We start from the raw sequence: 19,169 nt of genomic DNA, 5'->3' as shown, positions 1-19,169 counted from the left end.
GTCCCTGCGAACCCCAGTGGATCCTGACCAACAGGCGCGAGGTAAAATCATGGATTATCACAGCCCTGCCAGCTTTGCCGAGGCGTCGGCTCTGGCAGAAAATGCAAAAGGCGTTACACGGTTTCTTGCCGGTGGCACCGATGTTCTGGTGCAGTTGCGCTCGGAATTGGTGACGCCTGATACATTGATAGACATCAAGAAAATCAATGGCGTAAGCGATATCACCTGCAATGCTGACGGCAGCTGGACGCTGGGCGTGGCGGCGACGGGTGCGGAAATGAGCGAACATCCCGGGTTGGGCCGCGACTGGCCCGGCGTGGTCGAAGCGATGGATTTGATCGGATCGACTCAGGTGCAGGGGCGGGCGACGCTGACTGGCAACCTGTGCAATGGCTCGCCTGCGGCGGATTCGGTGCCAGCCATGGTGGCAGCGGGCGTGACCGTGACAGTAACCGGACCAGGTGGCATCCGTGAGGTTGCCGTCGAAGATATTCCGACCGGCCCCGGCAGAACGTCCTTGGCCAAGGGTGAACTGATCTCGGCGGTCAATATTCCTGCACGCGGCGAAAACGGAGGTGATGCCTATCTGCGGTTCATCCCAAGGACCGAGATGGATATTGCGGTGGTTGGCGTAGGTGTGAATCTCCGTCTGGACGGGGATACCATCACCGAGGCCCGCGTGTCTCTGGGTGCCGTGGCTCCGACTGTTCTACTTGTCGAAGACTGCGCCAAGGCGATCATGGGCAGCACCCTTGACGATGCTGCATTGGACGCGCTTGCCGCTGCCGCATCTACTGCCTGTAACCCGATCGACGACAAGCGCGGCACGATCGCATTCCGTACCGAAGTGGCCGGGGTTCTGGCCAAACGCGCCGCGAAAATCGCCTATGCCCGCGCCAAGGGAGAGCAAGCATGAGCAAGTTCCACGTATCCACCACCGTCAATGGTGACACGGTCGAATACCTGTGTGACCCACGCGAGACCCTGCTGGACTGTCTGCGCGACAAGCTGAACCTGACCGGTGCGAAAGAAGGCTGCGGCACCGGCGATTGCGGTGCCTGCTCGGTAACTGTCGATGGCCGTTTGGTTTGTTCCTGCCTGATGCTTGGGATCGAAGCAGAGGGTAAACAGATCGAGACGGTCGAAGGTATTGCAGACGGGGACGTTCTGCATCCGCTGCAGAAGAAGATGATTGAATATGCCGCTCTTCAATGCGGTATCTGTACCCCCGGTATTCTGGTCGCGGCCAAATCGTTGCTGGAAAAGAACCTGAACCCGACCGAGGAAGAGACACGGTATTGGTTGGCCGGTAACCTGTGTCGCTGCACCGGGTATGACAAGATCATTCGCGCCGTGATGGATACAGCGGCTGAACTGCGGGAGGCTTCGTAATGGCACTCGACGATCGCAAATCTGAATTCACTTTCGTTGGTACCCGACCGAACCGCCCTGACGGGCTGGACAAGGTCACGGGGCGCGCGAAATTTGGCGCTGACGCCACCGCGCCGGGCATGTTGCACGGGGCTATTCTGCGCTCACCCCATGCCCATGCGCGGATCGTAAAGATCGATACCTCCAAGGCCCAAGCGCATAAAGACGTCAAAGCCGTTGTGACCCGTGACGATTTCGCTGAGGTGCCGTTTAAGCCCGGTCTTGAAGGTGAGTTCTGGAACGTGCTGGAAAACGTTATGGCAGGCGAGAAGGCCCTGTATGACGGCCACGCGGTGGCAGCTATTGCGGCAACTTCGGCGCTGTCGGCGCGTGACGCACTCAAACTGATTGAGGTCGAATATGAGGTGCTGCCCCATGTGACCGATGTCGACAAAGCGATGGCTCCGGACGCTCCGGTTATACGCGAGGGGGCGGCGGATTATTCCGTGCCCGAAGGGATGCACCCGAACGTCGTGCGCTATCACGAAAGCGGGCATGGCAATGTCGAAGCCGGTTTTGCCGAGGCGGATCTGGTCGTTGAAGACAGCTTCGTCACCGAGGCAACCCATCAGGGCTATATCGAACCTCATGCCTGTTTGGCGACGCTGGGAAATGACGGCAAGGGTGAGCTGTGGTGCACCACCCAAGGGCACTGGATCGCGCAGAAAACCTGTGCGGCTTTGCTGGGGATCGAAACATCGCAACTGCGGGTGACGGCGTCCGAGATTGGCGGCGGCTTTGGTGGCAAGACAACCGTATTCATCGAGCCGGTCGCGCTGGCGCTGAGCCGCAAGGCCAACCGCCCGGTCAAGCTGGTGATGACCCGATCCGAGGTATTCCGGGCCACCGGTCCGACGGCCTCCGCGTCGATGGATATCAAGATCGGGATGAAGAAAGACGGCACGATCACCGCAGCGCAAGGCGTGTTCCGCCTGCAGGGTGGGGCCTTCCCCGGCGCGCCGGGTGATATGACGGCCATGTGTGCCTTTGCTCCTTATAACCTGACTAACGTCAAGCAGGTGGGCTATGACGTCATGGCCAACCGCCCGAAACAAGCGGCCTACCGGGCGCCCGGTGCACCGATGGGAGCCTTTGCTGTTGAGTCGGTGATTGACGAGCTGTGCAAGAAACTGGGTCTGGACCCCGTGGACGTGCGTCTGAAAAACGCCGCCTACGAAGGTACGAAGGCCAGCTATGGCCCGCGCTACGAACGCATCGGTCTGGTCGAAACGCTTGAGGCCGCCAAGGCGCATCCGCACTATTCTGCGCCACTGAAACCAGGGCAGGGGCGTGGGATATCCTGTGGATTCTGGTTCAACCACGGCGGCGAGACATCGGTGTCGCTTGCCCTGTCCGAGGACGGCTCGGCCCAGCTGATGGTCGGCACGCCCGATATCGGCGGCTCGCGCGCGTCGATGGCGCTGATGGCAGCCGAGGTTCTGGGCATTCCCTACGAGAATATCCGCGTCACCATCGCGGACACGGCGACGCTGGGATACAATGACGTTAGCCACGGATCGCGCGTGACCTATGCCTCGGGTCTGGCCACGATCAAGGCGGCCCGGCACGCGGTCGAAAAGCTCAGCGAACGGGCGGCGGCCAAGTGGGGCATCCCGGTGGATGCGGTGAAATGGGAAAACGGCTGCGCGGTGCCCTCGGGCCCCAATGCAGGTGATTTCGACCCGATGCCGCTGGCTGATATCACCGCTGATATGGGCGCGACCGGCGGTCCGATCTCGGGCCATTTCGAAGCGACGCCCGAGGGCGCAGGCGTGTCCTTCGGCACCCATATCGTCGATGCCGAGGTCGACCCGGAAACCGGCAAGACCAGCATCACTCGCTATACGGTCATCCAGGACGCCGGTAAGGCCATCCACCCGACCTATGTCGAAGGCCAATATCAGGGCGGCGCGGCGCAAGGTATCGGCTGGGCGTTGAACGAGGAATATGTCTATGGCGAGGATGGTCGTCTGCAGAACTCGATCTTCCTCGACTATCGCATCCCGGTCGCCAGCGACCTGCCGATGATCGACACGGTGATCGTCGAAGTGCCCAATCCCGGCCACCCGTTTGGTGTGCGCGGCGTGGGCGAGACCGGCATCGTGCCGCCGCTGGCAGCCATCGCCAACGCAGTTTCGAACGCGGCGGGTGTGCGGATGAAACAACTTCCAATGTCACCGCCGCGCATTCTGGCGGCGCTCAAGGACAATGGTTGAGGTTCACCTGTGGTCCGGCCTCCGGTCTTTGACCGGGGGTCAGCAGGTGGTCGAGGTCGAGGCTAAAACCACCGGCGAGTTGTTGCAGGCGCTCGCGCGGGTACATCCGCAGCTTCAGGCGCCGATAGATGCCGGTGTATCCATCTCAATCAATGGGCGCGTGATCGCCAGCGGGTTGACCGAACCGATCCCCGAAGGCAGCGAAGTGTATCTGATGCAAAGGCTGCGCGGCGGTTAGCCCTTGGGTAACCAGGGTTCGCGCCCGACCATCCTGTCTGCTTCGGCAGTGATGTCGTTCATATGCGCCTCAAGGCTTAACCGCAGGGTCTCGAGTTCTTCTTCACTGGTCTTGCGGGGAACGTTTTCGGTCCATTCCCGGCACAGAAACACGCCTTTGTTGCGCCAGGGGCGCGGCATCAGCAGGCGATCCCAGGTTCCGGCCTCGCTGCCGTGGCGGGCGGAATAGGTGATACCGAAGACCCGCTTGCCCGAGGTGCGTGCCCAAACCAGAGGCACTGTCGACAGCACCCGTTCCGGACCGCGCGGGCCGTCAGCGGCGATACCGATGGAAATGCCCCGCTTGATCTTGCCGATCACTTCGCGTGACACTGCGATGTTGTTGGCGTTTTTGCTGGTCATGGCGATGGTGTCCATGCCGAACAGTTTCTGCACCCGACCAACCATGCTGCCAGCGCGTGCCGAAGATGTGATCGAGCAGATACGCCCCTTATCCAACGGAAAGAAATAGGGCGATTGTGCCAGTCGCTGATGCCAAAGGACAACGATGACCGGCTCGCCCTGATCGGCCAGTTGGTCCAGCTCTTCATAGCCGATGCGTTGCCATTGGGTGTTGCGGTTGACCATCCGAATATAGCTCGCGATGCGGCGGGCGGTCCAATTCAGGACGGCCTCGCTATCGGCGATTTTCTTGCGGATACTCACGAATGGTGACCCTCATATTGATCAAACCGTGTCTTATAGAACTCAACGCCATACGCAACTTGTTTGTCGTGCGCATAACTGAGGAGGAATCTGAAAAAGCCTCTTGAGTCCGCCGCGCGGCTGGCATATTTGAGGCGGACCTTAGGGGTATAGCTCAGTTGGTAGAGCGACGGTCTCCAAAACCGTAGGTCGCGGGTTCGAACCCTGCTGCCCCTGCCATTCTCTCCATTGCCAGAAGTTTGTGCCAGCTTGGGCGGAATGGGACACGAGTGACCCTTTGCGCAGCCTAGCTGTTACAACTTGGACCAGCAGAGCATTCGACCGATGCGATAAACCGCGTTCTGGTTGCTCAACAAATCACGGTCTAACCCAAAATCGGTGATATGCCACCGGCAAAAGCGGCCAAGATTGGGGCCGTCAGGGCGAAGCCGGCGCGGATGATGTCACCTGTGCCTTCTGTCAGCTTATGCGACGATCTCCAGTCATCAATGTCGAATGCCTGGTCTGTGCCGCCCTGATTTCGGGCAGCCAAAGCGAGGTTAGAAATTCTTCCGTCCAGAAGGACTGCCACGGGAAGAAAGTAGCTGAGCATTAGCAAGCAAAAATATGTGCCGGTGAACAAGGCCGATGCGTTGAGCAATGCGCTATAGGCGGCCCTTTCTGATTCAGCGATCATGGGCAAGGGCCAGTACATCCAGCTTGCGGCAAAGAACATGCCGAAGGTCAGCACCAGACTGGACAGGTAGAGCTGCTGCCGCATCTGCCGCAGGTTTTGCGCCAGCTCAGCTGCGGTTGCTTCGATGTCCTGAGATTCATGCCGACCAAGACACAATATCATTCCGACAATCAGCGACCCGATCGCAAGGCCGGCCATTGCATTCACCAGGTCCAGAATACGGTTGAACAGCGAAAGAACAGGGGCCTGCCCGCATTTCCCAAACATCCAGCTATCTTCCGAACCGGAACATGCCGGTAAGGTGCCTTGCGACAATGCTGTTTCAAAAACGGCTTTGCCGATCTGGTGGTAAATCTGCGGGCTTTGGTCGGTCATATGCTTTTGAATGGTCGGCACGAGAGCCAGAAACACGATGGCGACTACAATCGCGATTGCCGCGATCCGGGTGTTTTTTTCGATCGGGCGTGACAGGGTCCGGAACAAGACTGCCACGGGCAACAAGGCCAGCGATAAAAAGAACCAGGACGCGGCAAGAAACCGAAACCGACCAACGGCTTCTTGCCAAGAGCTACCGCTCAACACAAAGTTCACTGGAACGTCCAGTTCATTGGCGATCATTTGGTTCTGGATCAGTTTATGGATTGCGAAAACACATACCGGCAGCAGGGCGATGGCAAAATAGCGCGGTTTTACTCGGCTTTTTGACACGTGATACCTTTCTTGCCGGGGCGTTGCACAGCACACAGTTTAGCACAAAACTCGTACATCGATGCCTGGAGTTTCAGGCGGGCTTTCTGATGGTGACAATCGAACGGCCGGTACGCTTGCCCATTTGCCCCAGCCAGACCGCCAGAAGTACGATACAGACACCGGCGATCTGCACAAAGGTCAAGTTTTGCCCAAGCATGACCCAACCAATCAATACGGCGGATAACGGGCTGAGAAAGCCAAGTGCCGAGACCGCAGAGGGTTCGATCCGGGCGAGGCCTCGGAACCACAGGATATAGGTCAGGGCAGCCCCGATGACGCTCAGATATCCAATTCCGAGAAGGCTGTTTGTTTCAAGCGCTGGTAAGGCGGGCTCAAATATCAGTGCAAGCGGCACCAGCAACAGCCCGCCGGCGGTTAGTTGCCAAGCGGTAAATGTCAGCAGCGGCACTGGCGGTTGCCATTTGCGCGTCAGGACAGTTCCTGCCCCCATCGAAAGGGCGCCACCCAGTCCAGCGATCAGGCCAACCGTATCAAGATTGATAGCTGTTCCGAGGACAAGGCACCCGACGCCGATCACCCCCAGCAGCGCTGCGCCGACCGATCTCAGCCCAACCGGGGTGTTCAGCAGAAATGCCGACAGGAAGACTACAATAAGAGGTTGTACCGCGCCGACAGTGGCTGCGACCCCACCGGGGAGCCTGTAAGCCGCGACGAAAAGCAGGGTCCAGAACACGGTGAAATTGAGCGCGCCCAGAATGAATATGCGGCCCCACCAATGACCCCTTGGAAGTTGACGGGACAAAACTAGCAGCAGCAGTCCGGCAGGCAGCGCACGCAGCGCGGCCATCGTGATCGGATATCCGACGGGCAAAAATTCGGTCGTAACATAATAGGTGCTACCCCAGATCAAAGGGGCAACAGCAGTTAGGGCGATGTCGGTTTGGTGTCTCATGGCGAATCCCTTTATCTTGACGTCAAGATATATTGCAAAATCTTGACGTCAAGATAAAGTTGGGCTAGCCAGAACTCATGGATCATGTGGAGCGAATTATCGCGCAGTGGAACAGTGCCCGGCCCGACCTGGATGTGGGGCCGATGGAAACCGTTGGTCGACTGACGCGGTTGGCGGTTCAGTTGCGAAGGGCGATGGAGAATACTTGGGCTCTTCATGACATGAACGCTGCCAGCTTTGATGTCCTTGCCACGTTGCGAAGGTCTGGCAAGCCAGAGGGTCTTTCACCTGGCGAGCTTTTGGAGCTTACAATGGTGACGTCCGGCACAATGACGAATCGCGTCGATCAACTGGTTAAGGTGGGGATGGTCGAAAGAGTGCAAAACCCTGAGGATGGCCGGGGCTTCCTGATCCGTCTTACCCAAAATGGGTTCAAAGCGATCGAGGCCGCCGTTTCGGATCATGTAGAGACTCAGCAGCGCCTGGTTCAGGGTTTGTCCCTGCAACAGCGCGATCAGCTCAATCACCTGCTCAGATCGTTGTCTGAAACGCTGGACTGATCCAGGCAGGTAAGCATTCTGGACCGGGGTGCCAATTCCGATGTGGCATAAGCCGTTTTAGTGCGCACGGCTCAAATTCTATAATTCTTGGGCTATGCGGTTTCCTCGGTCAGGGGATTGGCATATTGTTCAAACGAATTTCAGGTAGCCGGATGAGGATACATGTCGCGCTTCGATGGATATTTCCTGCGGCAACTGCTGATTCTGTTCGGCTTTTTCACTCTGATTCTGGTGGGGGTTTTCTGGATCACCCGCTCGGTCAGCCTGTTTGACCGTGTCATCAGCGGTGGTCAATCGGCCATGGTGTTTCTTGAATTTACCGCTCTTACTTTGCCGACGCTGATCCGTACGGTGATGCCCATGGCCGTGTTCGCAGCGGCCGTCTATGCCACCAACCGCCTGAGCCGTGAAAGCGAGCTTACGGTGATGCTGGCCACAGGTTCCAGCCCGTGGCGGCTGGCTCGCGCTGTGGTTCTGTTCGGTCTTGTTGCTGGTCTGATGATGGCCTCGATCAGTGTTTTCCTGCGCCCGGCCTCGGTCGATCTACTGGAAAAACGGCAGGCCGAAGTGGCGGGTGACGTCACAGCGCAGTTATTGAATGAAGGCGAATTCCTGCATCCTGCAAGTGACGTGACCGTCTATATTGGGGGGATTGATCAGGACGGGACTTTGCGCGAAGTTTTTGTTTCGGACCGGCGGGATAAAACCAGCCCGGTCAGCTATTCCAGCCAAACAGCTTATCTGGTCAATAACGGCTCGGGCATTCATCTGGTGATGGTTGACGGGGTTGCCCTGCGTCAGGACCGGCAGGGACGTACCCTGTCGTCTACACTGTTTCAGGACGCGTCCTATGACATCTCAGAATTGACGAGTACCGACAACACGGCCGAGCGAAGCCTCGAGGCCATTCCCACCGCAGAGCTGTTGCGCGACCGGGCTGCGATTGCGGCAGCAGAAGGGTTCACTGAGGGCGCGTTGATCGACGAGCTGCATCAGCGATTTTCATGGATCACCATTTGTATCGCGGTCGCAATGGCGGGCTATGCAACCCTTATGTTGGGCAGCTTTTCCAGATTTGGCCTGTGGCCACAGATTTTTGGAGCATTCATAATTCTGGTCCTTTTGGAAGGTATGCGCGGCTTTGTGTCGCCGTTGGTGATCGAAGACCCGAAATTGTGGCTATTGCTCTATTTGCCTGCTGTCATGGGCATATTGATCTCGTGCCTGTTTCTTTTGATTGCAGGTCGTCCGCTTCTGCGCGTGCGCGCAAGAAAACACTCGCAGGCATTGTCCCAAGCCTGAAGTTACGGCGCATTTCGGCGCAATGTTCTTCGGCCAAGCTAATTCGTTTTTTCGCTCAGGTTTTCTGCGTTAGGCTGCGGTTGGATGATCAGTCAAAAGGACCGGACCATGCTGGACAAAACCCACAAACCCACCTGGACCAGCTTTGAAGAGGCGACCAAGGCCGATTGGGACGCCGTCATGGAATACGAAGAGGCCTATAACGCCGCGTTGCCGGACAGGATACTGGATGCGATCCGTTCGCTGGACGAGGATTGGACGCCCTATCCCGTGAACCGCTATCAGCACAGCCTGCAGGCCGCGACGCGCGCCTATGAGGATGGGGCGGAAGAAGAGCTGGTCGTCGCAGCGCTGATCCACGACACCGGCGATATCCTGTCTCCCTATAACCATGGAGAGCTGTCAGCGGCGATGATGAAGCCCTATGTCAGCCAGAAAACCCATTGGATCCTCAAACATCACTGCGTGTTCCAGGGCTATTACTACAATCACCACCTGGGCGGAGACCGCAACGCCCGAGACAAGTACCGCGACAGTCCTTATTGGGGGGAATGCCGCTATTTCTGCCATGAATACGACCAAAAGGCGTTCGATCCGGATTACCCGACCAAACCGTTGGAGTTCTTCGAGCCGATGCTGCGCCGTGTCCTAAGCCGCGGCGAGGGGCATATGGAGTTGAACGAAACCGCCGAAGGTTAGCAGGCGGCCATCAGACGGTAGACGATCTGTGCGGCGGTAAAGTCCCAGGCGGCATTGCCGTCCGGGGCCAGCTCGACCACGTCGAACCCCACGCATTTGCGCCCCCGAAGGGCATGCTCGACCAGTTGCAGCGCCTGATAATAGCCCAAGCCGCCGGGCACGGGTGTTCCTGTGGCCGGCATTTGCGAAGGGTCCAGCCCGTCGACATCAAAGCTGACATAGACCAGTTCGGGGAAATCCTTGGGCAGATCGACCGCGTTGATGTTACCGGTGACCAGCTCCTCGGCATCAATGTGGAACACGCTGTTCTTCACCCGGCTCTGCGCCTCTTCGGTCGAAAAGGCCCGGACGCCGAATTGGGCCAGTCGGACGCCTTCTTCGGCCAGTAGATGCATGACCGAGGCATGGCTGTGCTTTTCACCCTGATACGTGTTGCGCAGGTCCGCATGCGCATCAATCTGGACGATCCCGATCGGTTGGTTCAACGCGCGGGCCACACCCATCACCGCACCGTAGCTCAGAGAATGCTCACCGCCCAGAGTAACCGGCACTTTACCAGCGCGAATGGCGGCTTCGGTGCGCAGGGCAAGGCGTTCCATCACTGCAGGCATAGGGCCGTCACAGTTCAAAGGTTCCTCAGTGAAAATACCCGCTGTGCAAGGCTCGGCAAGGCCAGTGATGCGCTCCAGCTCGTTGCTGGCCTCGATGATCGCCGCCGGGCCACCGGCTGTACCCGAGCCGTAGGATACCGTGCGCTCCAGCGGTACTGGGATTACACGAAACCGGGCGTTTTCGGTCCGTTCCGATGTGGTCAATTCACTGTCGAGGAAAACGCTCATGAGAGCCTCTCTTTAAAGTCGTCATAGCCGAACTGTTTGATGAGTTTCAGTTCGTCCGTCGCACTGTTCCACAGGGCAATGGTCGGCAAGGGGACGCCGTTGAACGTGTTGGTCTTGACCATCGAATAATGCGCCTGATCGAGGAAGGCAAAGCGTTGGCCGATCTCAAGCGGTTTGTCCCACGTGTAGTCGCCGATCACATCCCCGGCCAGACAGGAGGGGCCGCCCAGACGGTAGGTATGCCCTGCCTCGGCCTCGTCCATCAGGGCAGGGCGATAGGGGGCTTCGATCACATCGGGCATGTGGCATGTGGCCGAGATGTCGGTGATCGCAAGGGTCATGCCATTGGTCGGCAGGTCGAGAATTTCGCCCACCAGAATGCCCGCATCCAGTGCCACAGCCTCGCCGGGTTCAAGATAGACGTCGACGTCATGGGTTTCGCGGATCGCCTTGATGAACGCGATCAACCCATCACGATCATAGTCGTCACGGGTGATATGGTGGCCACCGCCGAAGTTCAGCCATTTGAGATGACCCAGGAACGGGGCGAGTTTTGGTGCAACGGCTTCCCAGGTGCGTCGCAAGGGCTCGAACCCTTGTTCGCAGAGGGTGTGCATATGCAAGCCATCGACCCCGGCCATGATTTCAGCGCTTAGATGGCTGACTGGCGTGCCCAGACGCGAACACGGCGCGCAGGGATCGTATTTAGGGATTTCACCTTCGGAGTGTTCGGGATTGATGCGCAGGCCGACCTGAACTTTGGCGGCCTGTGCTTTGGTCAGGAACCGGTCCTTTTGTGCGGGTGAGTTGAAGATGATGTGGTCGGACAGTGACAGGATTTCATCGATGTCAGCGTCTTTGTACCCGGCGCAGTAAGTGGCGACCTCACCGCCATATTCTTCGCGGCCTAGACGGGCTTCATAGATACCGCTGGCGCAGGTGCCGCCAAGGTGTTGGCGGACCAAGGGGGCCAGCGAGAACATCGAGAACGCTTTGAGCGCGCTGAGGACATGTGCACCGGACCTGCTGCCGACATCGGACAGGATCGCCAGATTTTTCTCAATTGCTTTTTCGTCGACCACAAAGCACGGGGTCGGCACGCGGGTGAGGTCGAAATTGCGGAAAGCACCGGCATCGCCTGCTTGTGTGGTCATCATGTCGGACATATCAGGCGTCTCCGAATTTGGAGAGGGCGGGGGGCGCTGCCCCCCGGACCCCCCGAGGTATTTAGGGCCAGATGAAGCTTTGCGGATCAGAACTCGACCGGGCCGTCTAGTTCGTGGACCTGCCATGGCAGACCATGTTCATTCAGCATGTCCATGAAATCATCCGGGTCGAGCTGTTCCATGTTCCACACTCCTGGCGCGGTCCAGTTGCCTTTGAGCACCTGCGCGGCACCGATCATAGCCGGAACGCCAGTAGTATAGCTAACCGCTTGGCTGCCGACCTCGGCGTAGCATTCCTCGTGGTCGCAGATGTTATAGATGTAATAGGTTTTCTCGCCCGAGCCATCCTTGGCCTGACCCGTGGCGATATCGCCGATACAGGCCTTGCCCTTGGTTTCGGCACCCAGATCGCCGGGATCGGGCAGTAGGGTTTTCAGGAACTGGATCGGGATGATCTCTTTACCGTCGTGCATCACCGGGTCGATGCGGGTCATGCCGACATTCTCCAACACCTTGGCGTGGGTGATGTAGGCGTCGCCGAAGGTCATCCAGAAGCGGGCGCGCTCGATCTCGGGGAAATGGGTGGAGAGGCTCTCCAGCTCCTCGTGATACATCAGGTACATGTTTTTGGGGCCGATGGCGGGGAAATCGAACTCGACCTTATGGGTCATGGCGGGGGAGTGTTTCCATTCGCCAGCTTCCCAATGGCGCACTTCGGCCAACACTTCGCGCAGGTTGATCTCGGGGTTGAAGTTGGTGGCGAATTCCTGATCGTTGCTGCCACCATTGGCGTCCAGCACGTCGATCTGGCGGATCGTATCCAACTTGTGTTTCTTTAACCACGTCGCAAAGACAGACGTCACGCCCGGATCAAAGCCCGAACCGAGGATGGCGGTCAGTCCCGCCTGTTTGAACCGATCCTGATAGGCCCATTGCCAGTGATACTCGAACTTGGCTTCATCCTCGGGCTCGTAATTCGCGGTGTCGATGTAGTGGATGCCCGCCTCAAGGCACGCGTCCATCAACACGAGGTCCTGATAGGGCAGGGCCAGGTTCACGAGGACCTCGGCACCGGTGTCCTTGATCAGTTTGACCGTGTCCGCGACCTTATAAGCGTCCAGCTCCGCAGTAGCGATATCAACGCCCACACGCTCTTTCACGGCCTTGGCAATGGCGTCGCATTTCGACTTGGTGCGGCTGGCCAGCGTGATTTCAGTGAAGATGTCCGAATTCATCGCCATCTTGTGCACCGCAGCGTGAGAGACGCCGCCCGCGCCGACAACCAGCGTTTTGCCACTAAAAGTTCCCATGGGGTCATCTCCTCTCGGGGGTTATTCGTAATAGGTGTAGCCATTGATCGAGTCGCGATATGCGCTCATCAGGGTCTTGCGGTCTTTGGCCAGCAGAGTACCGGTCGAGATCGCCTCGTCCACCATTTTGCGGAAGGCGGCGACACAGTCGGCCGGATCAAACTCGACATAGGACAGGACCTGACCAATGGTATCGCCTTCTTGCTCGTGCAGCAGATCGAAACCGCCATCAGAGCGCAGGTCGATGGTAACCACATTGGTGTCGCCGAACAGGTTGTGCAGATCGCCCAGCGTTTCCTGATAAGCACCAACAAAGAAGACGCCCATGAAGTATTCGTCATTCTCGGGCAGGGAATGTACCGGCAGGCTGGGCGAGACACCTTCGGCCAGAATAAACCGGTCGATCTTGCCGTCGCTGTCGCAAGTGATATCGGACAGCACCGCGCGGCGGTCGGGCGTTTCGTTCAGACCCTGCAGCGGCACGATCGGGTGTAGCTGGTCAATGGCCCAGACGTCGGGCAGCGATTGGAACAGTGAGAAGTTGCAGTGATAGATATCAGCCACTTTTTCCAACTGTTCGTCGACATCCGTGTCGAGCTCATCACTGGCAGCCAACGCCTTGAGGCGGGCCATCAATGACAGATAAATGCGTTCGGCGCGCGCCATCTGGCGCAGGTCGATATATCCGCGGCGGAACAGGGCGCGCAGCTCGTTGCGATAAAAAGTGGCGTCGTTCCAGCATTCCTGAAGACGGTCGCTGGAGAGGTATCCGTGCACAGCTGCAAGGTCTGACACCAGATGATGGTCATCCGCCTCGACTTCCGGCCCATCCGGCGCGTCATAAAGCGTGCTTTCCAGCACGTTGAACACCAGCATGGATGAGGTCGCAACGATAGCGCGCCCGCTTTCGGTGACCAATGTGGGGTGCTCAACCTCGGCTTCATCCATGGCATAGGCCACGGTTTCGACCACGTTGGCGCAGTATTCTTCGACCGTGTAATTGATCGAGTTTTCGGCGGCTTTCTTTTCGCCCGTGTAATCCACGCCCATGCCTCCACCCAAGTCCAGATGGGTCAGCGGTACGCCTTCGCGGGTCAGTTCGGTATAGTATCGGCAGGCCTCACCCACGGCGCGGCGCACGTCATTGACGTCCTGCACCTGCGATCCAAGATGCGAGTGCTGCAGCTTCAGGCAGTGCAGCAATCCGGCGGCCTTCAGCTTGTCCACCGTGGCGACCAGTTGATCGGTGTTCATACCAAAGGCGGAACGGTCGCCCGAGCTTTCTTCCCATTTCCCGCTGATCTGGTTGGTCAGTTTAACCCGTACGCCGATCAGCGGTTCGATGCCCAGTTGGTTATAGACTTCGATCACCGTGTCGGCCTCTTTCGGGCTTTCCAGCACGATCACCGTATTGAACCCGATTTTACGGCTGAGGATGGCCAGCTGGATAAACTCGGCATCCTTGACGCCGTTGCAGACGATCAGCGCCTCATTGGCCAGACGATGGGCAAGCGCGACCACAAGTTCCGGTTTTGAGCCAGCCTCAAGGCCATAATTGTACTTCTTCCCAAACTCGACGATCCGGTCGACCACCTGAGCCTGTTGGTTGACCTTGATCGGAAAGACACCGCGATAGCTGCTTTTGTACCCAACCCGGGCAATCGCCTCTGCAAAGCATTCGTTAATATGGACAATCTCGTGCTCCAGATAGGAGCTGACGCGCAGGATCATCGGGGCCTTGATGCCGCGATCGTCCAGATCACGCAGGATGCCGGGCAGGCTGATCGCCTCGGCCTCGGGCGCAAGGGGATTGCGCAGACCGATTTCGCCGTCTTCCGTCACCTCGATGAGGTCTTTGCCCCATTTCTCAACCCCGTAGATGGAATGCGGTGCGTCGGGCGTCTGTTTCAATCAAGTCTGTCCTTAACCTAGGGTGCCTGCTTCGCGCCCGCCAATACGGCAGCAATTCGATTCGTCCAAGTGTAATCTATGTGACGGGTATTTCCGAATTTATACAGGCAGACCAACGGGAACCAGATGGTTATCCCACTGACAATCCGGCCGGGCGGAAATGCGGGCCTTGGCAGTAAGCGCTCCGACCAGTCCGGTGCCTGTGGTGAAGACAAAACCGGAAGGCCCGGCACCCAGGCCGCAAACATCCTCAAGCGGGGTCGTGTCGTTAAGTTGACCGGTCAAGCTGTCGAACCGAAGCAAACTGTTGCCGCGAGGGCAGGTGATGGCGATGGTTTTGCCGTCCCCGGCAAAAGCAATGCTGCCAGCGTAACCCTGCAAGGCACTTTGCACCGATTCCGGGGCTGCAAGCAGGCGCGGAGCCTCGCCTCTTTTGTGCAGTCCCAGCAAAGGCGGGTGGTTTGACTTGTTGCCCTGCCATTGCATTGCAAACCCGACCAGACCGTCGGATCGAACGGCAAGGTGCCGGATCGAATTTTTATGCAGTGTGTGGGGCAGCTCGATCTGTTCCAGGACCGAGCCTGACAGACTCAGATAGGCTAGGCTCGGTTGCATGATGGGCAGATTCAGCTTGGTTCGGCCCGTTTCAGGATGCGTTTCAATGCCGCCATTGGCGATGATCAGAGTTTCCCCATCCGGCATGAGCCGCATATCATGCGGCCCGACCCCGCCCGAAGAAAACTCGCCCAACCGCGTGTAGTCCTCCGAGTCCCAGACGCCAATCACACCCTCACCGGCCTCATAGTCGTTCTCGGTGGTGAACAGATGGGTTCCATCTCGGGAAAACACGCCATGGCCATAGAAATGGCGGCCTTTGGGAGCATCCATCCGTGCGGTTTGGGTTCCGCTCTTGCAATCGATCACCACGCCAAAGGTGCCAGGGCGGCGAGCGAAAGCCACGGCTTGCGCGCGTGACGGATGCGCCGCAGCGGCATGGCCGCGCGCCGGCAGGGGGAGAGAGAATAAGATACCGCCTTCAGAACTCAGGCCCGCCAGCCGATAGGTGCCGTCCGGAAACAGCGCCGCCGCCAGGAAATCTGGCGCGCCGACAGTCGACCAACCTTGTGTTGGGGCAAGGCTAGCTGCAGCCAGGCCCGCAAGGAATTGACGGCGGCTTGTCATGGCTTAGTCCCCGTCCAGCGAATTGAATCCGGCACTGATACCCAAGGTCGGGCCCAGCTCGGTTGCTGCAATCGTGTGGATGTCGTTGATCATCTGCTGCAAGGCTTCGACCCGTATCCGACCCGAAGGTGTCGAGACACCGGCCAGTGTAGGGTCGTCTAACTCACGCGTGCGGATGATAGCCTTGTCGAACGCATTATCCAAATCAGCGGCAATCTGCGGATGATCTGCGGACAGCCCGGTGGCCAGATCGCGCAGCGTGATCAATGACAGTTCGACCTGGCGTAGTGACCGTTCAGACCTGCGCGCTTCGGCCCGATTGGGACGGGGGCGCTCTAGGGTGCCCATGGGGCGTCCAAGGCGTGTTTCGGCAGTGAATTCCAATCCGGTGATCAGAGCTTTGTAAAGTTCCTGCATGGCCTCATCAGCAGACCGGTAAGGACTGTCTCCGCCGGGCATGGTCAGGTTGGCAGAGAAAGGTTGCCAGTCGTGGTCCATCGCCTTCGCATTGCGGTTTATATCTGCAGCAATCGCCCGGATCAAAGCGCATCGATAGGCCCTGTCGCCCTGATCCGCGAGGGCTGGGTCGAATAGCATCAATTCAAGTGCAAGAAACCCGCGTCCCGCGATCGAAGCCTCGGCATAAGCCTCGGGGGTGTCAACCACCGCGTCTTGGGTGGCAATCAGGCCGGATAGGGTTTTGGGTGTAAACCCTTTTGTGTCTGGCCAGAATGCCATCGCAAATGCGCGGTCATCGACCTCGGAGGGGCCAAAGCGCAAGTGGCTTACCGTGACCCAGCGGTCGAATGCCAGGTGATAGGCTGCACGAAGGTTCGGTGAAGCGGCTGTGCAATCCGCCTGCGCTGCCGCATCCAGCGCAGCTGTTGCGTCAGATAGCTGTGCGTATCCGGGGAGAATGTGCCCTTCAACAACATCTGTCAGGATCTGGCTGGGATTTTGCGCCAAGGCTGACAGGGGCAGAATAAGGGCAATGGCCAGGCCGAGGGCACGCATCAGAGGCTCTCCAGAAAGCGGATCAAAGCGTCGCGGTCGGGTTTGGGCATCGAGACAACGGTGTCGCGCGCCGTCTGCGCCTCTCCGCCGTGCCACAGAACGGCCTCCAGCAGCGATTGCGCCCGCCCGTCATGCAGGAATTGGGTATGACCCGAGACCTGCTCGGTCAGGCCGACACCCCAAAGAGGTGGCGTGCGCCATTCCCGGCCTGTTGCCCGCGCTTCGGGGCGGTTGTCGGCCAGACCATCGCCCATGTCGTGCAACAGCAGATCGGTATAGGGCCAGATCAGCTGAAAACTGTGTTCGGGCCGGTCGTCCATCCGGTGGGTGACATAAGACGGCGTGTGGCACGAGGCACAGCCGGTATCAAAGAACACCTGCTTGCCGCGCAGGACCTGCGGGTCATCAATGTCGCGCCGCCCTGGGACGCCGAGATTGCGGCTGTAAAACGCCACAAGGTCCATGCCTTGCTGGTCAATCTCGAACACGCGGTCGTCGTTGTCGCCATGGGGAGCGGTGACGCAATCCGCCTGCAATTCGGTGCAATCGCCATGGGCTGTAGGGAAAAGCGGGCTCGAAATCCCGATATCCCCGGCAAAAGCCGCCGCTGATTGCTCCATGATCGTGGGCATCCCGGCCTTGTATCCGAACCGGCCCATCATCGGCGCGTCGTATTCGGCTGACCAAACGATGTTGGGACGGCCCGAGATGCCGTCGCCATCCGCGTCGTCCGGGTCGGCCTTTGCCAGCAGGTCCGCGACCGGAATCGCTTCAAGCAATCCCAGACCGATCATCTGTGGGGCCACGCGCGGGCTCAGCATCGCCTCGGGGTGCAGCGGGCCATATCCAAGATCCGCCGCGGTATAGGTCGGGCTGCGGAGAATGACCGTTTCGCCGTCTGATAGCGCGACAGGAAGGTTTTCATAGGTGATGTCCAGCCGGTACTCGGCGGGGTGGCCCGCGAGGGCCAGATCCTGCATCTGCCCGCCGTAATTGGGTTCGGGCTGAGTGGCGATGTAGTCCGCGATTTCATCGATTGCGCCGCCACCGGGGATTGAGACCCGAAGGAACATCGAAACAGCCCCGTCATCGGGCCCATTTGGTGTGTGGCCGCGCCCGTCCTTGATGTGACATCGTTGGCAAGAGCGCGCGTTGTACAATGGCCCCAAACCGTCCGAGGCCAGGGTCGAGGAAGGCGAAGACACCCAGATTTTCTTGAACAGCCCGTTGCCGACCTTGAAATCCAGTTCCTGTTCGAATTTCAGATTGCCCGAAGGTTGCGAAAATGCATCTGCGTCCTGACGTGCCCTTACGGTTGCGGCACCGGCGGGCAGGTCCTCGAACCGTTGCGCGGCGTCGAAATCCGTGGGCGCGGCGATCACATCCGCGATCCGGGCCTTTTCATCTTCGGTTCTGGGTTGGAAGTTGAGATGCAGATCCTGCAGTTCAGCGGACAGGATCGGGGTGGCTGCAATCGCAGCCACCGCCACAAGCGAGAGCTTACTCGCCTTCGTCCATTTTCGATGCGTTAAGTTGCGCATAATTGGCTTCGCCAATCCTTTCGTACAAATCAAGCTGTGTTTCGAGGAAGTCGATGTGGCCTTCTTCGTCACTGATCAGGTTCTCGAAAAGAGACATAGTGACGTAGTCGCCCGCCTCTCGACAATATTCACGGGCCTCAACGTACAGGGCACGCGCATCATTCTCGGCAGCCAAATCACATTCCAGAGTTTCCTTCGGGGTCTGTCCAATCCGAAGCGGGTCCAGTTTCTGCAGGTTGGGGTGACCTTCCAGAAAGATTATGCGCTCGATCAGCTTGTCGGCATGGCCCATCTCTTCGATGCTTTCCTCACGGCTTTTCTTTGCCATGTGGGTCAGGCCCCAATCCTCTTGCAGACGGTAATGCAGCCAATACTGGCTGACTGCCGTCAGTTCATGCCGCAGAGATTTGTTGAGGTATTCTATGACTTTGGGATCGCCCTTCATCTACACTCTCCTGTGATGCCTTGGTGCGTAATGCACAAAGCTGCATGGGGACTTCCAGATTATCGCTGGAGCGCATGGTGTCTAGGAAAAGCGGCATGCATCCGCCACAATCCGCTGATTTTCCAAGGGCATGATAGATCTTGCCAGGGGTTATGACTGCCCTAGGGTCGGAAACGCGCATCCAGTCGATGGCGGCATGAATCTCGGTGTCTGTGATCTTGGTGCAATGGCAGACAATCATGGAGGTGGCGCTCTGGTTTGTATTCTTACTA

19 protein-coding genes and 1 tRNA gene are annotated in these 19,169 nt (G+C 58.5%); 8 read left to right on the top strand and 12 right to left on the bottom strand.

The annotated features are described in order from the left end of the window. Positions 1–49: 49 nt before the first annotated feature. Genes AC2FH6_RS05600 through AC2FH6_RS05585 form a run of 4 tightly spaced genes read left to right on the top strand, consistent with a single transcriptional unit; the run spans position 50 to position 3,885 of the window. Positions 50–916, top strand: a complete 867-nt coding sequence (locus AC2FH6_RS05600) for an FAD binding domain-containing protein (protein ID WP_496691700.1) — start codon at positions 50–52, stop codon at positions 914–916. Further along, positions 913–1,392 (top strand): (2Fe-2S)-binding protein, encoded by a 480-nt coding sequence (locus tag AC2FH6_RS05595; RefSeq protein ID WP_496701619.1) that lies wholly within the window; start codon positions 913–915, stop codon positions 1,390–1,392. The genes AC2FH6_RS05600 and AC2FH6_RS05595 overlap by 4 nt, the downstream gene beginning before the upstream one ends. Next, a complete protein-coding gene (locus AC2FH6_RS05590; RefSeq protein WP_496696213.1) occupies positions 1,392–3,647 on the top strand; it encodes a xanthine dehydrogenase family protein molybdopterin-binding subunit in 2,256 nt (751 codons plus the stop codon). Before AC2FH6_RS05595 ends, AC2FH6_RS05590 begins: the two co-directional genes overlap by 1 nt. After that, positions 3,640–3,885, top strand: a complete 246-nt coding sequence (locus tag AC2FH6_RS05585) for a MoaD/ThiS family protein (protein ID WP_281972450.1) — start codon at positions 3,640–3,642, stop codon at positions 3,883–3,885. The genes AC2FH6_RS05590 and AC2FH6_RS05585 overlap by 8 nt, the downstream gene beginning before the upstream one ends. Here the strand turns inward: AC2FH6_RS05585 and AC2FH6_RS05580 are convergent. Then, entirely contained in the window at positions 3,882–4,589 is a 708-nt protein-coding gene (locus tag AC2FH6_RS05580; RefSeq protein ID WP_496696211.1) for a lysophospholipid acyltransferase family protein, read from the bottom strand. The genes AC2FH6_RS05585 and AC2FH6_RS05580 overlap by 4 nt on opposite strands. 143 nt (positions 4,590–4,732) lie before the next feature. Here AC2FH6_RS05580 and AC2FH6_RS05575 point away from each other — a divergent pair. Next, positions 4,733–4,808 (top strand) — tRNA-Trp (locus AC2FH6_RS05575). A gap of 145 nt (positions 4,809–4,953) precedes the next feature. Here the strand turns inward: AC2FH6_RS05575 and AC2FH6_RS05570 are convergent. Both AC2FH6_RS05570 and AC2FH6_RS05565 read right to left on the bottom strand, forming a co-directional pair. Continuing rightward, complete coding sequence (locus tag AC2FH6_RS05570; protein ID WP_496691697.1) at positions 4,954–5,973, bottom strand: hypothetical protein; 1,020 nt, start codon at positions 5,971–5,973, stop codon at positions 4,954–4,956. A 73-nt stretch (positions 5,974–6,046) separates the two neighbouring features. Then, positions 6,047–6,928 carry an EamA family transporter gene (locus tag AC2FH6_RS05565; protein WP_271948205.1) on the bottom strand — a complete coding sequence of 294 codons (882 nt, stop codon included), beginning with the start codon at positions 6,926–6,928 and terminating at the stop codon, positions 6,047–6,049. A 77-nt stretch (positions 6,929–7,005) separates the two neighbouring features. Between AC2FH6_RS05565 and AC2FH6_RS05560 the strand changes: the two genes are divergently transcribed. The 3 genes from AC2FH6_RS05560 to AC2FH6_RS05550 all read left to right on the top strand — a co-directional run bounded on the left by AC2FH6_RS05560 (position 7,006) and on the right by AC2FH6_RS05550 (position 9,489). Continuing rightward, positions 7,006–7,488 (top strand): MarR family winged helix-turn-helix transcriptional regulator, encoded by a 483-nt coding sequence (locus AC2FH6_RS05560; RefSeq protein ID WP_271948203.1) that lies wholly within the window; start codon positions 7,006–7,008, stop codon positions 7,486–7,488. 162 nt (positions 7,489–7,650) lie between these two features. Continuing rightward, complete coding sequence (gene lptF, locus AC2FH6_RS05555) at positions 7,651–8,790, top strand: LPS export ABC transporter permease LptF (RefSeq protein WP_496700732.1); 1,140 nt, start codon at positions 7,651–7,653, stop codon at positions 8,788–8,790. Between the two features lie 108 nt (positions 8,791–8,898). Next, positions 8,899–9,489 (top strand): HD domain-containing protein, encoded by a 591-nt coding sequence (locus AC2FH6_RS05550; RefSeq protein WP_496701616.1) that lies wholly within the window; start codon positions 8,899–8,901, stop codon positions 9,487–9,489. Here AC2FH6_RS05550 and speB read toward each other — a convergent pair. The 9 genes from speB to AC2FH6_RS05505 all read right to left on the bottom strand — a co-directional run bounded on the left by speB (position 9,486) and on the right by AC2FH6_RS05505 (position 19,138). Further along, positions 9,486–10,328, bottom strand: coding sequence for an agmatinase (speB, locus tag AC2FH6_RS05545; RefSeq protein ID WP_496701614.1), 843 nt, complete (start codon positions 10,326–10,328; stop codon positions 9,486–9,488). The two genes, AC2FH6_RS05550 and speB, sit on opposite strands and share 4 nt — an antisense overlap. After that, positions 10,325–11,494, bottom strand: coding sequence for a carboxynorspermidine decarboxylase (gene nspC / locus AC2FH6_RS05540; RefSeq protein ID WP_496701613.1), 1,170 nt, complete (start codon positions 11,492–11,494; stop codon positions 10,325–10,327). The genes speB and nspC overlap by 4 nt, the downstream gene beginning before the upstream one ends. Positions 11,495–11,580: 86 nt before the next feature. Further along, positions 11,581–12,804 carry a saccharopine dehydrogenase family protein gene (locus tag AC2FH6_RS05535; RefSeq protein ID WP_496701612.1) on the bottom strand — a complete coding sequence of 408 codons (1,224 nt, stop codon included), beginning with the start codon at positions 12,802–12,804 and terminating at the stop codon, positions 11,581–11,583. A 21-nt stretch (positions 12,805–12,825) separates the two neighbouring features. Further along, positions 12,826–14,715, bottom strand: coding sequence for a biosynthetic arginine decarboxylase (speA, locus tag AC2FH6_RS05530; RefSeq protein WP_496701610.1), 1,890 nt, complete (start codon positions 14,713–14,715; stop codon positions 12,826–12,828). A gap of 99 nt (positions 14,716–14,814) precedes the next feature. Continuing rightward, positions 14,815–15,897 (bottom strand): DUF1513 domain-containing protein, encoded by a 1,083-nt coding sequence (locus AC2FH6_RS05525; RefSeq protein ID WP_271948192.1) that lies wholly within the window; start codon positions 15,895–15,897, stop codon positions 14,815–14,817. A 3-nt stretch (positions 15,898–15,900) separates the two neighbouring features. Next, positions 15,901–16,911, bottom strand: a complete 1,011-nt coding sequence (locus tag AC2FH6_RS05520; RefSeq protein ID WP_271948190.1) for an imelysin family protein — start codon at positions 16,909–16,911, stop codon at positions 15,901–15,903. Continuing rightward, complete coding sequence (locus AC2FH6_RS05515; protein ID WP_496701608.1) at positions 16,911–18,452, bottom strand: di-heme oxidoreductase family protein; 1,542 nt, start codon at positions 18,450–18,452, stop codon at positions 16,911–16,913. The genes AC2FH6_RS05520 and AC2FH6_RS05515 overlap by 1 nt, the downstream gene beginning before the upstream one ends. Next, on the bottom strand, positions 18,412–18,897 hold the full coding sequence (gene bfr / locus AC2FH6_RS05510; RefSeq protein WP_142635826.1) for a bacterioferritin: 486 nt from the start codon (positions 18,895–18,897) through the stop codon (positions 18,412–18,414). Before bfr ends, AC2FH6_RS05515 begins: the two co-directional genes overlap by 41 nt. Next, on the bottom strand, positions 18,845–19,138 hold the full coding sequence (locus AC2FH6_RS05505; RefSeq protein WP_496700718.1) for a (2Fe-2S)-binding protein: 294 nt from the start codon (positions 19,136–19,138) through the stop codon (positions 18,845–18,847). The genes bfr and AC2FH6_RS05505 overlap by 53 nt, the downstream gene beginning before the upstream one ends. Positions 19,139–19,169: the final 31 nt, after the last annotated feature.

The sequence above is a fragment of the Ruegeria sp. CDSC045 genome (assembly GCF_059610725.1).
The sequence above is the reverse complement of the archived record's forward strand: the minus strand, read 5'-3'. Positions and strand labels throughout refer to the sequence as shown.